This window comes from Allobacillus halotolerans, from assembly GCF_018967645.1.
GTDB classification, from domain to species: Bacteria; Bacillota; Bacilli; order Bacillales; family Alkalibacillaceae; genus Allobacillus; species Allobacillus halotolerans.
Genome location: NZ_JAHLZF010000007.1, coordinates 1 through 14,898 on the forward strand (window position 1 = coordinate 1; position 14,898 = coordinate 14,898).

Genomic DNA, 14,898 nt, shown 5'->3' on the forward strand with positions numbered 1-14,898 from the left:
TTATTCGGTCGAATAGGAGGTCTCTAATCGCCCGAAGCAGGCACGCGTTCGATTATTCGGTCAAATAGGAGGTCTCTAATCGCCCGAAGCGGGTACGCGTTCGATTATTCGGTCGAATAGGAGGTCTCTAATCGCCCGAGGCAGGCACGCGTTCGATTATTCGGTCAAATAGCAGGACTCTAATCACCCGGAGCACATACGCGTTCAATCGTCCGGTCGAATAGACTACGTTTCAACAATCAGTTAGAATCTAGCTTTGCAGTTGAATCGTATACCCTTCATGACTCAGTTTCTCTCAGTAAACCACGAGTCAACCGATAACCATCTCGATAAAATATACATATAATAATAAAAAATGTTTATTTAACTTGCTAACGAATAACTAATTTAGTCATGTAAATAACTGTTTCTATATATTAGGACTTGAATTTTGGAGAAAAAACACTGAAAATAAGTATATGGAGCAGTCGGACAGGAGGAGATTGTGTGAATTCGACAGAGCACGCTCAAAAAATTTTGGAGATGGAAAAAAGTTTACGATACATATCACACATCGTTAAACAACGTGGAAGAGAGATACTTAATAACTATCCTATTACACCACCACAGTTTATTGCACTTCAATGGTTAAGGGAATTGGGTGATTTAACGATTGGTGAACTCTCCAAAAAAATGTATTTGGCTTTCAGCACAACAACGGACTTAGTCGATCGAATGGAGAAAAATGAATTAATTGTTCGAATTAGGGATCCAAAAGATCGTCGTGTTGTACGAATACATTTATTAGATAAGGGAAGAGACATTATTAATGAAGTGATTCAAAAACGCCAAGATTATTTGTCAGATATTTTACTATCCCATACAACAGACGAATTCGATTGTTTACATGAATCCATGGCTCAATTACACAAAGTCATGGTCGAACATGAACAGCAAAATTAAACCTACACTAGAAAGAGGCAACTAGAATGAATAAACCAATAGGGGTTATTGACTCAGGAATTGGTGGATTGACCGTTTTAACAGAACTACATCGTCAACTGCCAGACGAGCAATTCATATACTTAGGAGATACATTAAGATGTCCGTATGGGACAAAAACGAAAGAACAAGTGATTCAATACACGTGGGAATTGGTCAATTATTTAATCCAGCATGATATTAAGTTATTGGTCATTGCTTGTAATACAGCAACAGCCATCTTGCTGGATGATTTGAAAGAAAAATTATCTATACCTGTTATAGGTGTAGTGAATCCTGGCGCTCGAGCGGCCGTGCAATCGACAAAAACGAATTCGGTTGGAGTCATAGGTACAACGAATACCGTAGAAAGTGGAGCTTATGCGAATTCACTTGAGGTATTGAATCCAGCTATTGAGACTATGAGCATTGCTTGTCCAAAATTTGTGCCAATGATTGAACATGGGAATGTAACTGGAGATCCGGTAAAGAAAATTGTGCAAGAGAGCTTGCAACCGTTTCAAGAAATGACAAACATGGACACGTTGATTCTTGGATGTACACATTATCCGATTATTCAAGATATCATCGAAGAAGTTGTAGGAGACCATGTGACTGTTTTGTCGTCAGCATTAGAAACAGCGACTGAAGTTCGATCCATATTAACTTATTCCAATACCTTACATGAACCGATGAATGAACCAGTCGAACCGATTATTTACACGACAAAAGAGATCCAATCATTTGAGAAGTTAAAGGTAATCCTCGGTCAATTTGCTCATATACACCTAGCAAAAGTTCAATTAAATGAACAAAGAACTTGGTAAGTCGCCAAGTTTTCTTTATGTTCGGATAGATATTGACACATAGTAAAGTGCAGATGGATCGATTTATCATGAGGAGGCTACTAAATGAGAGTTGATGGAAGACAAGCAGATGAATTACGAAATGTTCATATTGAAACCGAGTATATTAAACATCCGGAAGGTTCTGTGTTGATCACGATGGGTGATACGAAGGTCATTTGCAGTGCAAGTGTCGAAAATAAAGTGCCACCGTTTATGCGTGGTGAGGGAAAAGGTTGGGTAACTGCAGAATACGCCATGTTACCTCGTGCGACAGAGAGAAGAAACATCCGTGAATCATCCAAAGGGAAGGTAACAGGACGGACAATGGAAATTCAGCGGCTGATTGGAAGAGCGTTACGTGCAGTCATTGACTTAAATAAGCTTGGAGAACGAACAATTTGGGTAGATTGTGATGTTATCCAAGCTGATGGTGGGACGCGCACAGCTTCCATTACAGGTGCTTTCGTAGCCGTTTCACTTGCGTGCAGCAAGTTACTGAAAGAAAAGGTAATAAAAGAGATGCCAATCCAGCAATATTTAGCAGCCATTTCGGTCGGATTAAGTGATCGTCAAGAACCATTGCTTGATCTCCAATATGTAGAAGATGCTGCCGCTGCTGTTGATATGAACGTGGTCATGACAGAAGCAAATGAGTTTGTTGAATTGCAAGGCACAGGAGAAGAAGCAACGTTCACTCCCGATCAACTGAATGAAATGATTGAGCTTGCACAAAAAGGCGTAAAAGAACTATTTGATATACAAAAAGATGCACTTGGCGAAGATGCAGCGTTGATCTAAAGGAGAATAACCAATGATTATTTATGTAGCGACCACCAATCAAGGTAAATTAGAAGAAATGAAAGAACTCTTAAGTGGACAGGGTATTGAAATCAAAAGTCTAATGGAGCAATTTCCAGAGGCAGAAGATGTAGAAGAAACAGGCACAACTTTTGAAGAGAATGCCATACTAAAAGCAGAAACCTATGCAAAGAAGTATCAAGTACCCGTTTTAGCAGATGATTCTGGTTTAGAAGTGTATGCACTGAACCGTGAGCCAGGTGTTTATTCAGCCAGATACGCCGGTGAAGCGAAGGATGACCAAGCAAATAACGATAAATTACTGAAAAAATTGCAGGATAAAAAAAGCGAAGATCGTGAAGCAGCATTTGTTTGCGTATTAGCATTTGCTCGTCCAGGTGAGACAACATTGACGACAGAAGGAAGAAGTGAAGGAAGGATTTTAACAGAAAGACGTGGTGAACAAGGTTTTGGTTATGACCCTATATTTCAACCAGACGGATATGATCAATCCTATGGTGAATTAGGACCGGATGTCAAAAACAGAATCAGCCATCGAAAGAAAGCATTGGAGAAAATGCTTAACGAATTGAGATAGCTTATTGAATCGGACGAGACAATTTACCTCTCGTTCGATTTTTTATTAATTGGAAACATAAATAAATCCAGCAACCAACCGGTTACTGGATTCTGGTATGTCCCAGGAGCGATTCGAACGCCCGACCCACAGCTTAGAAGGCTGTTGCTCTATCCTACTGAGCTACTGGGACATTTGACTATTGACATAGAATGGAGCGGGTGATGGGAATCGAACCCACGACATCAGCTTGGAAGGCTGAGGTTTTACCACTAAACTACACCCGCACGAGTCGTATTTTAAAAGCTTTTATTTGAACCAAGAAAGACGATTTATCTTTTTCGGACAAGACCTATTATATAAAAGGATAGCCAGCAATGTCAACCAACTAATTAAAAAAATAAATGATTTTATTTAAATTAAAACAAAGCTAGGCTATAAATAAGCGATAGATCGTTAGGTAATTGACACAATGGCTATAAAAAATAACTTCTCTTTGGACCGAATTAGGCCATTCGCTCAAACACATAGCTGTTGTTCTACATAGTGTATGAATAAAGGAGAAAGGGAGGTATTGTTTATGAGTCAAGGATATGGATACGGTGGCGGTTTCGCCTTAATTGTCGTCTTGTTTATTTTATTGATTATTGTTGGAGCGTCTTGGAGTGGCGGCGGTTACGGCGGTTATGGCTACTAAGATTAACCGCTAAGTAAATCATTTTGATTAAGTCCCCTCAATACTGAGGGGGCTTATTCAAATTAAATAGTAGAAATAAATTCAATCTGTAAATCTCGAACATCATCTGCCAGTTCACCAGAATAATTCATTTCACGGAATATAAACGTCCATGGAGAACTTGTTTGCGGCTCAACATACCACTCAGTTGTCGGAAATTGATGTTGTACCGCTTGGAAGTATGGAGAAGAGACGGATAAATGAATATTGGATAAATGAATCGCTTGTTGAGTTCGATTGTGAAAAAGAACGGTTAGCAAGTAGTCTCCGTTATGATTGATTGCCTGTCTTATTGGTATGATTACCTTCTCTTGATCATCCCTCGTTTGTAAAAATGTTTCTTGAATCTGTTGGTCCAACCCAGAATCCACTTGTTTTTTCCAAGCTGGATGGTAGAGTAATTGTTGCAATTCGAAAAACACCCTTCCGTATTGCTTAAGAATACTATCATTGTACAAGATGGAAACCTTCGATAAAAGAATAAAGGCATATGCCAAAAATATTAGGTAACGATCGCTTTGTGATAAAAGAACTACTTGATTGTTTGGTGGATATGTGCAAATCTCCTTCTGTTTTTCCAACAATTAACATTTATATACAAAATACGACTTATCTTTAGACGGATTGAAATGAAACTGTAATATTTGTTTAATAGTGTTGAAATCTATGAATGTTATACTGGGTAAAACACAAAATCTAACAATCTAGCATTTCGAATTGGGAGGTTCACAATGAAACAAAGGTCGTTAATCCGTTCAGTTTGTTTAGCAATTGGCATTACCGGGATACTAGGAATACATACATATGCTGAGACAATCGAAGACTTAGAAAACCGGGAATCGGAGTTGCAAAACGAACGAGCTGATGTACAGCAAAATATTGAAGAAGCCAAAACAGAAGTGAATCAAGTATTAACTGAGTTAGAAGAGTTAAATCAAGAACTTGAACAGCTGAATGAAACCTTAGAAGCGAACCAACGAACAATGGATGAGACGGAGGAAAAAGTAGACCGAACAGAAGATGAAGTCGAACAATTAGAAGAAGAGATTCAGCAAATTGAAAAAGACATTGAAATCCGTCGAGAAATCATTCAAGAACGTCTTGTTTCCTATCATCGAAATGGGGGAGATATTGCATATATCGAGGTCATTTTAGGCTCGAAAAATATGGGACAGTTTATTAGTCGGTCAAATGCAGTAAAAAAAATCATGGACTCTGATAAACAACTCATACTAGAGCAACAAGAAGATAAAGCCACTGTGAAAAAGAAACAAAATAAAGTTCTCAGTAAGTTACAGGAATTACAAGATATGCAGACTGAACTGCGGGGAATGATTACCTTAATTGAAGACCAAAAAGTTGCAGCAAAAGAAAAACGAAAGTCTTTAAAAGACAAGCAGTCTGAATTATTGGCACTTCAGGATGAACTGCAATTACAAGATAGTGAGTTAGCAAGCATGCAACAGCAGGTGAAGAATAAAATAGCTCAAAAGGAATCAGAGCAAAGATCAGAGACTGTTGTATTAGCTTCTCACCAATCATCTGACAATAATGAGGGTTCTTCTGTTGTACAAGCGTCTAAAAGTAAAAGCTCGAAAAAACAGCAGACGAAAAGTGCTCCAAAAGCCAATGGGAATGTTTCAACAGCCATTAATGCAGGATATGCACATCTTGGAACACCTTATCAATGGGGCGGAAAAACAACAGCAGGTTTTGATTGCTCCGGGTTCATTCATTGGGCTTTCAAACAAGCTGGAATCTCAGTTCCGGGCAGTACAGCCGGGTTGAGTTCAGTCGGTACAAAAATTCCGTATAGTCAAGCGCAACCAGGTGATCTCGTTTTCTTTAACACGTATAAAACAAACGGACATATAGGGATTTATTTAGGAAACGGTAAGTTTATCGGCTCTCAAAATTCAACAGGGCTTGCAGTTGCAGATATGACGCATGGTTATTGGAAAAGCAAATTCGCTGGACATGTACGCCGTGTAAGATAATAATAAAGCTTAGTGACTTAATGGGTATCAAGGGCTTTCCTTGATACCGTTTTTCTTTTTGTTTTTGAACATTTTTGAAATTCGTATATAATTGAAACAGCAATTCATTGAAAGGATGTTCATAAAATGTGTTTAGTGAACAAACTTTTTGAACAGACTGGTATAGAGGAGGCGATTCAACAGATTCAATCCGTTTCAGGTGGTTCTATTAACGACAGTTATTGGATCCAAACAGCTAGTCAACAATATTTTATGAAAGTACATACAGATTCGCCGCAAGATTTCTTTCATATTGAAAAAACAGGTTTAGATCAGATTAGAAGTACAAAGACAATCCATGTTCCTGAAGTGATCAATTATTCAGATGAACAAGGAGAAGCATACTTGTTGATGGAGTGGGTCGAAGGTAAGCAAACTTCCAAAACAGATGTCATGTTAGGAAGAAACCTTGCATTGATGCATCAACAAACGAATTCAAAACATGGATTCTATTCCGATACATATATTGGTACACTTCCTCAAACAAATGCAATGTGTGCTTCCTGGGTTGATTATTATCGAGATTTCCGGTTGAAAAATCAATTGGAATTAGGTATACAAACAAAAAGGATACATGGTGTTCGTCGAGAAAAACTAGAACGATTAATGGAACGTTTGGATGAGCTACTTCCTAATGATGTGAGTGCTTCATATTTACACGGTGATCTTTGGGGAGGGAACTGGTTAGTGGGTCCGAAAGGTGTCCCATATTTAATCGATCCGTCATTTCTTTATGGACATCGCCTGTTTGAATTAGCCTTCACGGAGTTATTTGGGGGATTCAGTCAGACATTCTACAATGAATATAACGAAGTTTATCCAATTGATTCCTATTACAAAGATATAAAAGAAATATATCAGCTTTACTACCTACTCGTTCACTTGAATTTATTCGGTGAGATGTACGGAGCTTCAGTCGATCGAATCCTCAACCGATATAGTTAGGAGGAAAATTCGTTTGACCATGTGCTCATTTTTTTACATAACTTTTTACTTTAACGTTTCCCCTCTCCATGAAAGGGGTAATGGAATACGAACCAAGAGAAGATTGGATGGGTGATTATGAATGATAGACAAGAGGTTGTAATGTTCCCAGGTTGGAAAAGAGACTTGGAGGAACAAAGTAAACGAGCAATCGAAAATAAAAATTATGAAGAAGCATTACTGTTTATACATAAGTTAGAAAGCTTTAACGCAGCTTCCAATGAAATATTGATTGCAAAAATTATCTCGCTTAGTGAGTTGGGGCAAAACGAACAAGCTATAGGTTTATGCCGCAAATTGATGAAGGAAGATGAATCGAATTATTATCAATACATACATATCTATTTAAATATTTTGTTTCATTCGAATCAATACTCTGAAGTAATGGATACACTTCATCAGCTCGAAAATGATCCAAAATTACCTCCGGAATATAAGGCGCATTTCCAACTGTTGTATGATCAATGTGAGGAATTTCTAACTACAACGGGAGCTGAAGAGAGAGAAAAAGATATGGATCATTTCATTGATTCGTTGGAGAATGGCCACTTTAAAGAGCAATGGAAATTGTTATCTTATCATCGAACATTTGCCGTGCGACCTTACTTAGAGCTTATTAAACCTTACTTTGTTGATACAAAACTAAACCCCGTGATTAAAACAGGTTTGCTTCAATGGTGTATGGATGAAGAAGTTAATGAAAACCTTGAAATAGAGAAGTTTGAAAAATATATGATCGCGAACCCTACGCTTATCGAAGACATATTAGATACGAATTTTGCAACGAAAGTCTTGAGTGAATTAGAAGAAATTGAACAAGAAGATCCAACTATGTTTTCTTTTACGAAACAGATTTTGTATCGCTATCTATACATTTTGTTTCCTTTCACACCAAAATTAGAACAGGCAACAGATGTAGCCGATGCAGTTCTCGGATTGGCAAAGCAATATTTGACGTTAGATGAGCCATCATCCAAGCAACATGAAACTACCAAGGACCAAGAAGAATGGATGGAAACAATCGAGCGCTATGAAAAGGTTTATTTTTCACAAATTGATGATTGAAACCGTTGAATGCCTTGATGTTGAACCGATTAATTTCTATGTTATAATATAATGGTTGCATATGACAGAATCGTGAAATGCATGAAAAAAATCTATTGTTTTTAAAATGAATGAATAGATGTTGGAGGGAATTATAATGTCAGCAAAATGGGAAAAGAAAGAAGGAAATGAAGGCGTTTTGACGGTTGAAGTCGACGAGAAAAAATTCGACTCAGCGTTGGATCAAGCTTTCAAAAAAGTATCTAAAGATGTACAGGTTCCAGGCTTCCGTAAAGGAAAGGTACCTCGTCCAATTTTTGAACAACGTTTCGGTGTTGAATCTTTATATCAAGATGCAGTCGATATCATCCTACCTGAAGCTTACAGTGAAGCAATCGATGAGGTCGAAATTACACCAGTTGATCAGCCTGAAGTGGATATCGAGCAAATTGAAAAAGGGAAGCCATTCATCTTTACAGCTACAGTTACAGTGAAGCCTGAAGTAAAGCTTGGCGAATACAAAGGCCTTGAAGTAGAAGACAAAGAAGCTTCTGTAACAGATGAAGATGTCAACGATGAATTGAAGACTCTTCAAGAGAAACAAGCTGAACTTGTCGTGAAAGAAGAAGGACAAGTTGAAGAAGGCGACACCGTCGTTATCGATTTTGAAGGTTATCTAGATGGCGAAAAATTTGAAGGTGGATCTGCTGAAAACCATTCACTTGAAGTCGGATCCCAAACTTTCATTCCAGGTTTCGAAGAGCAGCTTGTTGGTAAAACTGCTGGAGAAGATACTGAAGTACAAGTAACCTTCCCAGAAGATTATCAAGCTGAAGACCTAGCCGGAAAAGAAGCTACTTTCAAAGTGAAAATTCATGACATCAAGTCCAAAGAAGTACCTGAATTAGATGATGAATTCGCTAAAGATGTTGATGATGACGTTGAGACACTTGATGAATTAAAAGAAAAAACAAAACAGCGTTTAATTGATGAAGAAGAAAACGAAATTGAAAATCAAAAACGTGAAACATTGATTAATCAAGCTTCCGAGAATTCAGAAATCGACATCCCTGAAGCAATGGTTGATAATGAACTCGACCGCATGGTACAAGAGTTCGAACAACGTCTTCAAATGCAAGGTATGACGATGGAAATGTACACGCAGTTCTCTGGTCAAACACAGGATGATCTAAAAGAACAAATGAAAGAAGATGCACAAAAACGTGTACAAACGAGCTTGACGTTAGAAGCAATTGCTGAAACAGAAGAGCTTGAAGCAACTGAAGAAGATGTTGACAAACAACTCGAAGAAATGGCATCTCAATATCAAATGGAAGTTGATCAATTGAGACAAATGCTCGGAGGAAATACAGATGCATTGAAAGGCGATCTGAAATTGCAAAAAGCAATTGATTTCCTTCTTGAGAATGCAAAGCTGGTCGAGCCTAAAGAAGAGACAGAAGAACAGGAAGACGAAGAATCAAATGAATAATTAACACCCAAACGAAAGGGGCACGTAAGTTTCTTTACGTGCCTTGTTTTTTACATAGTGAAAAAACATTTCACACGGAAGTTTAATTATGGCAGTTTTAAGGTAAGCTATACTATAACCTCTGTGATGGCCGGAGAAAAATAATTAAGTTATTTAAATGACGAATTGGCTTTAGCACAAAAGAAGAAACTGACACTTATGAAGCGAAAAGAAGAAATTAGCTTCTTTCTGTTACAGCTTGTGAAAATAAGATGAGTTAAGGAAACATTCGCGTTTTGTTGCATACGAATAGAAGTAAAGTTTATCTTTTGACTATTTTTCTTTGGCAGTACATAATGGGAAATACGGTATTGGCAACATTCAACGTAAGAAGTTTTCAGATAGATAATTAATACTGATTTTGGGGTGAAATAATGTTTAAATTCAGTGAAGAAAAAGGGCAATTAAAGTGTTCGTTTTGTGGGAAAACACAAGATCAAGTAAGAAAGCTTGTAGCTGGACCAGGCGTTTATATATGTGATGAGTGTATCGATTTATGTACTGAAATCGTAGAAGAAGAATTAGGTACTGTTGAAGAAGAAGATTTGAAAGAAATTCCAAAACCAAAAGAAATTTGTGAAATCCTGGATGATTACGTAATCGGTCAGGATAAAGCAAAAAAATCATTATCAGTGGCTGTTTATAACCACTATAAACGGATCAACTCCAACGTTAAAAACGATGATGTAGAGCTTGCAAAGAGTAATATTTTGTTACTCGGACCGACGGGTAGCGGGAAAACATTACTTGCTCAAACGTTGGCGAGAATCTTAAATGTACCTTTCACCATTGCAGATGCTACATCATTGACTGAAGCTGGTTATGTCGGTGAAGATGTTGAGAATATTTTATTAAAATTGATTCAAGCAGCTGATTACGATGTTGAAAAAGCAGAAAAAGGAATCATTTACATTGATGAAATCGATAAGGTTGCACGGAAGTCAGAAAACCCATCGATTACCCGTGATGTTTCCGGTGAAGGTGTACAGCAAGCCTTACTGAAAATTTTAGAAGGCACGACAGCAAGTGTTCCTCCTCAAGGAGGCCGTAAGCATCCACATCAAGAATTTATTCAAATTGATACGACGAACATCTTGTTTATCGTTGGTGGTGCTTTTGACGGTGTCGATCAAATTGTGAAACGTCGTCTTGGTGAGCGTGTTATCGGCTTTGGCACTGAAGCGAAGAAGCCAGAAATGACCGAATCAGAGTTACTTTCCAAAGTCCTTCCTGAAGACTTGCTCCGTTTTGGTTTAATACCGGAATTCATCGGACGTTTGCCAGTCATTGGAAGCTTGGAGCCGCTTGATCAAGATGCATTAGTCGAAATTTTGACTGCACCAAAGAATGCTTTGACGAAGCAGTATGAGAAGCTATTTGATATTGATAACGTCGAGTTGGAAATTGAAGAAGGTGCACTTCGCGCGATTGCCAATGAAGCAATTGAAAGAAAAACAGGTGCACGTGGTCTGAGATCGATTTTAGAAGCACTGATGCTTGATGTGATGTTTGATCTTCCTTCTCGTGATGACATTGAAAAATGTATTATTACAAGGAAGACCGTTGAAGAGAGCAATGGTAAACCAAAACTCGTACTGAAAGACGGATCTGTCGTTGAGCAAGATATGACACCTAGAGAAAGTGCTTAATTTGATAGGATCTTTAGTTGAAAAAGGTACTCTCATCGACATGAGGAGGGTACCTTTTTTAACTGTTTTCAATCGTGAGATGTTAAATCCTTTACGATATGATTTCGTTTGTCGTACATAATATCTATTAGGTATGTATCATAAAAAGATTTAAGTGGTTTTTATTGAAGGAACATCGGGCCACAACTTGGAGGTACAATAATGAAAGAAAATAACGATCAAAAGATACCACTACTCCCTTTAAGAGGAATAATCGTATATCCATCCATGGTTATGCATTTAGATGTAGGCAGAGATAAATCAGTTGCTGCGCTGGAAGATGCGATGGTTGAAGACAGTCAATTTCTTTTGGCGACACAAAAAAATACAGATGCAGATGATCCGTCACCTGAAGATATTTATCAGACAGGGACGATTGCAACGATTAAACAGATGGTCAAGCTACCAAATGGTACTCGACGAATTTTAGTTGAGGGAGTTGAACGTGCAAAAATCCTCTCCTTTAACCAGGTCGAACCGTATTTTCATGTTGACTATACATTACTTGAAGAAGAACATGGAGATCGTGTTGAAGAACAAGCAATGGTTCGGATGTTGATTAATCAGTTTGAAGAATATACGAAGATATCCAAGAAGTTGAATCAAGAAACATTTGATACGGTGAAGGATATTGAAGAGCCGGGTAACTTGGCGGATTTAATCACATCACATCTCCCACTTCGTTTGCACCATAAACAAAATATTTTAGAGTATGTGTATATACCGGACCGGTTAGATTACCTACTTCAACTAATTCATAATGAAAAAGAAGTTCTAACCATGGAAAAAAAGATCGGTCAGCGTGTTCGCAAATCAATGGAACAAACACAAAAAGAATATTATCTTCGTGAACAATTGAAAGCAATTCAAAAAGAATTAGGAGAACAAGACGGCAAAGGTGGAGAAGTTGAGCAACTTCGTCAAAAAATCGAGGAAGCAAATATGCCTGAACGAATTACAGAAGTAGCCAACAAAGAACTGGATCGCTACGAAAAAGTTCCACAAAGCTCTGCAGAAAGTTCTGTTATCCGAAATTATGTGGAATGGTTAGTCAGTTTACCATGGACAGAGGAAACGGAAGATAACATTGATATTCCTAAAGCACAGAAGATTTTGGATGCTGATCACTATGGGTTGGAAAAAGTGAAAGAGCGTGTCCTTGAATATCTGTCCGTCCAAAAATTAACAGATAAACTCAGTGGACCGATTTTATGTCTAGTCGGACCACCAGGTGTTGGTAAAACATCTTTGGCGAAGTCCATTGCCAGATCCATTAACCGAAATTATGTCCGTGCATCACTGGGAGGAGTCCGAGATGAAGCGGAAATTCGTGGTCATCGTAGAACTTATGTTGGTGCGATGCCAGGAAGAATTATTCGTGGAATGAAGAAAGCCGAAACAATCAATCCGGTGTTTTTATTGGATGAAATCGATAAGATGTCCAATGACTTCAGAGGAGATCCTTCTTCAGCCATGCTAGAGGTTCTAGATCCTGAGCAGAATCATTCTTTCAGTGATCACTATATTGAAGAGCCATATGATTTATCTAAAACGATGTTTCTTGCTACAGCCAATCAGCTAGCAACGATTCCTGAACCTCTCCGGGATCGGATGGAGATTATTACAATTGCAGGTTATACGGAAGTAGAAAAATTGCATATTTCCAAGCAGCATCTGATCCCAAAACAAATTGATGAAAATGGTCTGACAAAAAGCCAAGTCCAATTTCGAGATGAAGCGATTTTAAAATTAATTCGCCAGTACACACGCGAAGCAGGGGTACGTGGCTTAGAAAGACAATTTGCTTCGCTTTGCCGAAAAGCTGCCAAACAAATTGTTTCCGGTGAAAAGAAACGTGTCGTTGTGACGGAGAATCAACTGGAAGAATTTTTAGGTAAACCACGTTTCCGGTATGGTCAGCGTGAAGAAGAACACCAGATTGGCGCGGCAACTGGGTTAGCTTACACACAGTTTGGTGGAGACACATTATCGATTGAAGTGTCTCTTGCTAAAGGTACAGGGAAGTTAACGTTAACCGGTAAACTTGGTGATGTCATGAAAGAATCGGCTCAAGCAGCTCTCAGCTACGTTCGTGCCAAAGCAGAAGAATTTGAGTTGGAAAATGATTTTTATGAAAAATATGATATTCATATCCATGTTCCAGAAGGCGCTACACCTAAAGATGGTCCGTCTGCGGGCATTACAATCGCTACCGCACTCGTTTCAGCGTTTACAAACCGTCCAGTTCGGAAAGAGGTCGGAATGACGGGTGAAATTACATTGCGTGGTCGAGTACTGCCGATTGGTGGATTGAAGGAAAAATCACTCAGTGCCCATCGAGCAGGATTGACGACAATCTTGATTCCTCAAGAAAATGAAAAAGATCTTGAAGATATTCCAGAAAGTATTCGGGATGACTTAACATTTATCACTGTTTCACACTTGGATGAAGTGTTGGAGCACGCCCTTTTAAAGGAGTAAAGTCGCATGAAAATAAATCAAGCAGAATTAATCATTAGCGCGGTTAGCGCAAAACAATACCCAGAAGGAGGCTTGCCAGAAATTGCTCTGGCTGGCCGATCCAATGTGGGCAAATCGTCTTTTATCAATAAAATGATTAACCGCAAAGCGTTAGCCCGCACATCTTCGAAGCCAGGAAAAACACAAACATTGAATTTTTATCAGTTGAATGAAGCATTTTTCTTTGTCGATGTACCCGGTTATGGCTATGCAAAGGTTTCAAAAAAAGAAAGAGAAGCTTGGGGAAAAATGATGGAGGAATACTTTGTGACACGTGAATCACTCAAAGCTACCGTCCTTCTGATTGACTCCAGACACGAACCAACAAAAGACGATCAAGTTATGTATGATTTTCTCAAGCACTATGAAATTCCAGTTATCGTTGTAGCTACAAAAATTGATAAACTATCGAAGTCGAAAAAAGCTAAACATTTAAAAGCAGTTAAAGACGTGCTCGAAATGGAATCGGAAGATCATTTGGTCGGATTCTCCGCTGAAACTGCTGAAGGCAAAGAAGAAGCCTGGAGATATGTAACATCTTATATTCAATAATATAATGAAATGGTAACCCGAACTAAGATTTAATTAGGAAATCTTAGTTCGGGTTTATTCATGATGTTTGATTTAGATGAGATTTTCAAACCGGCTCTAAAATATTTGTTGGAGTAAATATACAACTTAGTGTAGGTTTCGATGATGGCCGTTGGTGTCAGGCGATCCGCTTACGTCGGGTGCTTGCACCCAAAGGGCATAAGGCGACATCTGCGACAAATCGCAGTGTCTTCTATACCGCCGGGCACGGCTCGAGCCTCCTCGGCCGAGAAGCGTGGCCTGCGGGGTCTCGAGACTCGCGCTTTTCCCGCGGCCGTATATGCGACCATCTTTTGAAAATATGCCCCCTATATGTCGCAATATGTACCCGGTTTCTACACATATGCGCCCGATCAGTCGAGATTTGAGACCGCGGACAGATTATATGCGCCCACTTTTTATTTATATGTGCCCAATCAGATCCCGGTGGAACCGTTCTTGATGATGTAGGTATATGCGCCCAATCCCAGGAAATATGGGCCTATCCTGGCGTGTTATGCCCCCGTTTTCTACATATATGCGCCCGATCAGACGAGATATGAGCCCGCGAGCAGGATATATGCTCCCACTTTTTATATTTATGTG

The 14,898-nt window shown here is 38.7% G+C and carries 13 protein-coding genes and 2 tRNA genes; 12 read left to right on the plus strand and 3 right to left on the minus strand.

Annotation, left to right across the window (positions count from 1 at the left end):
• Positions 1–522: 522 nt before the first annotated feature.
• The 4 genes from KQ486_RS06170 to KQ486_RS06185 all read left to right on the plus strand — a co-directional run bounded on the left by KQ486_RS06170 (position 523) and on the right by KQ486_RS06185 (position 3,204).
• Entirely contained in the window at positions 523–942 is a 420-nt protein-coding gene (locus KQ486_RS06170) for a MarR family winged helix-turn-helix transcriptional regulator (protein ID WP_144161052.1), read from the plus strand.
• Positions 943–968: 26 nt separating this feature from the next.
• The gene (racE, locus tag KQ486_RS06175; RefSeq protein WP_144160665.1) at positions 969–1,787 is read left to right on the plus strand and encodes a glutamate racemase; all 819 of its coding nucleotides are present in this window, start codon (positions 969–971) and stop codon (positions 1,785–1,787) included.
• An 84-nt stretch (positions 1,788–1,871) separates the two neighbouring features.
• The gene (gene rph / locus KQ486_RS06180; protein WP_144160662.1) at positions 1,872–2,606 is read left to right on the plus strand and encodes a ribonuclease PH; all 735 of its coding nucleotides are present in this window, start codon (positions 1,872–1,874) and stop codon (positions 2,604–2,606) included.
• A gap of 13 nt (positions 2,607–2,619) precedes the next feature.
• On the plus strand, positions 2,620–3,204 hold the full coding sequence (locus KQ486_RS06185) for an XTP/dITP diphosphatase (protein WP_144160659.1): 585 nt from the start codon (positions 2,620–2,622) through the stop codon (positions 3,202–3,204).
• Between the two features lie 98 nt (positions 3,205–3,302).
• On the opposite strand, the gene KQ486_RS06190 is transcribed toward KQ486_RS06185, so the two are convergent.
• Both KQ486_RS06190 and KQ486_RS06195 read right to left on the minus strand, forming a co-directional pair.
• Positions 3,303–3,376 (minus strand) — tRNA-Arg (locus KQ486_RS06190).
• Positions 3,377–3,396: 20 nt separating this feature from the next.
• A tRNA-Gly gene (locus tag KQ486_RS06195) sits at positions 3,397–3,470 on the minus strand.
• 293 nt (positions 3,471–3,763) lie between these two features.
• Between KQ486_RS06195 and KQ486_RS06200 the strand changes: the two genes are divergently transcribed.
• Positions 3,764–3,880, plus strand: a complete 117-nt coding sequence (locus KQ486_RS06200; RefSeq protein ID WP_144160656.1) for a YjcZ family sporulation protein — start codon at positions 3,764–3,766, stop codon at positions 3,878–3,880.
• Positions 3,881–3,942: 62 nt separating this feature from the next.
• Here the strand turns inward: KQ486_RS06200 and KQ486_RS06205 are convergent, their stop codons facing one another.
• Positions 3,943–4,329 (minus strand): SLAP domain-containing protein, encoded by a 387-nt coding sequence (locus tag KQ486_RS06205; protein ID WP_186278530.1) that lies wholly within the window; start codon positions 4,327–4,329, stop codon positions 3,943–3,945.
• A gap of 321 nt (positions 4,330–4,650) precedes the next feature.
• Between KQ486_RS06205 and KQ486_RS06210 the strand changes: the two genes are divergently transcribed.
• From KQ486_RS06210 to yihA, 7 genes are all read left to right on the plus strand, one after another.
• Positions 4,651–5,916 (plus strand): C40 family peptidase, encoded by a 1,266-nt coding sequence (locus KQ486_RS06210; RefSeq protein WP_144160650.1) that lies wholly within the window; start codon positions 4,651–4,653, stop codon positions 5,914–5,916.
• A 126-nt stretch (positions 5,917–6,042) separates the two neighbouring features.
• The gene (locus KQ486_RS06215; protein ID WP_144160647.1) at positions 6,043–6,900 is read left to right on the plus strand and encodes a fructosamine kinase family protein; all 858 of its coding nucleotides are present in this window, start codon (positions 6,043–6,045) and stop codon (positions 6,898–6,900) included.
• Between the two features lie 117 nt (positions 6,901–7,017).
• On the plus strand, positions 7,018–8,004 hold the full coding sequence (locus tag KQ486_RS06220; RefSeq protein ID WP_144160644.1) for a hypothetical protein: 987 nt from the start codon (positions 7,018–7,020) through the stop codon (positions 8,002–8,004).
• A gap of 136 nt (positions 8,005–8,140) precedes the next feature.
• Positions 8,141–9,475, plus strand: a complete 1,335-nt coding sequence (gene tig, locus KQ486_RS06225) for a trigger factor (protein ID WP_144160639.1) — start codon at positions 8,141–8,143, stop codon at positions 9,473–9,475.
• A 413-nt stretch (positions 9,476–9,888) separates the two neighbouring features.
• Complete coding sequence (gene clpX, locus KQ486_RS06230; protein WP_144160636.1) at positions 9,889–11,163, plus strand: ATP-dependent protease ATP-binding subunit ClpX; 1,275 nt, start codon at positions 9,889–9,891, stop codon at positions 11,161–11,163.
• Between the two features lie 201 nt (positions 11,164–11,364).
• Positions 11,365–13,683 carry an endopeptidase La gene (gene lon, locus KQ486_RS06235; RefSeq protein ID WP_144160633.1) on the plus strand — a complete coding sequence of 773 codons (2,319 nt, stop codon included), beginning with the start codon at positions 11,365–11,367 and terminating at the stop codon, positions 13,681–13,683.
• Between the two features lie 6 nt (positions 13,684–13,689).
• Positions 13,690–14,274 carry a ribosome biogenesis GTP-binding protein YihA/YsxC gene (gene yihA, locus KQ486_RS06240; RefSeq protein ID WP_144160630.1) on the plus strand — a complete coding sequence of 195 codons (585 nt, stop codon included), beginning with the start codon at positions 13,690–13,692 and terminating at the stop codon, positions 14,272–14,274.
• The last annotated feature ends 624 nt before the right edge of the window (positions 14,275–14,898 follow it).

Coding starts and splice junctions, on each gene's coding strand:
- KQ486_RS06170 (WP_144161052.1), top strand. CDS start 523: ATGGAAAAAAGTTTACGATACATATCACACATCGTTAAACAACGTGGA.
- racE (WP_144160665.1), top strand. CDS start 969: ATGAATAAACCAATAGGGGTTATTGACTCAGGAATTGGTGGATTGACC.
- rph (WP_144160662.1), top strand. CDS start 1,872: ATGAGAGTTGATGGAAGACAAGCAGATGAATTACGAAATGTTCATATT.
- KQ486_RS06185 (WP_144160659.1), top strand. CDS start 2,620: ATGATTATTTATGTAGCGACCACCAATCAAGGTAAATTAGAAGAAATG.
- KQ486_RS06200 (WP_144160656.1), top strand. CDS start 3,764: ATGAGTCAAGGATATGGATACGGTGGCGGTTTCGCCTTAATTGTCGTC.
- KQ486_RS06210 (WP_144160650.1), top strand. CDS start 4,651: ATGAAACAAAGGTCGTTAATCCGTTCAGTTTGTTTAGCAATTGGCATT.
- KQ486_RS06215 (WP_144160647.1), top strand. CDS start 6,043: ATGTGTTTAGTGAACAAACTTTTTGAACAGACTGGTATAGAGGAGGCG.
- KQ486_RS06220 (WP_144160644.1), top strand. CDS start 7,018: ATGAATGATAGACAAGAGGTTGTAATGTTCCCAGGTTGGAAAAGAGAC.
- tig (WP_144160639.1), top strand. CDS start 8,141: ATGTCAGCAAAATGGGAAAAGAAAGAAGGAAATGAAGGCGTTTTGACG.
- clpX (WP_144160636.1), top strand. CDS start 9,889: ATGTTTAAATTCAGTGAAGAAAAAGGGCAATTAAAGTGTTCGTTTTGT.
- lon (WP_144160633.1), top strand. CDS start 11,365: ATGAAAGAAAATAACGATCAAAAGATACCACTACTCCCTTTAAGAGGA.
- yihA (WP_144160630.1), top strand. CDS start 13,690: ATGAAAATAAATCAAGCAGAATTAATCATTAGCGCGGTTAGCGCAAAA.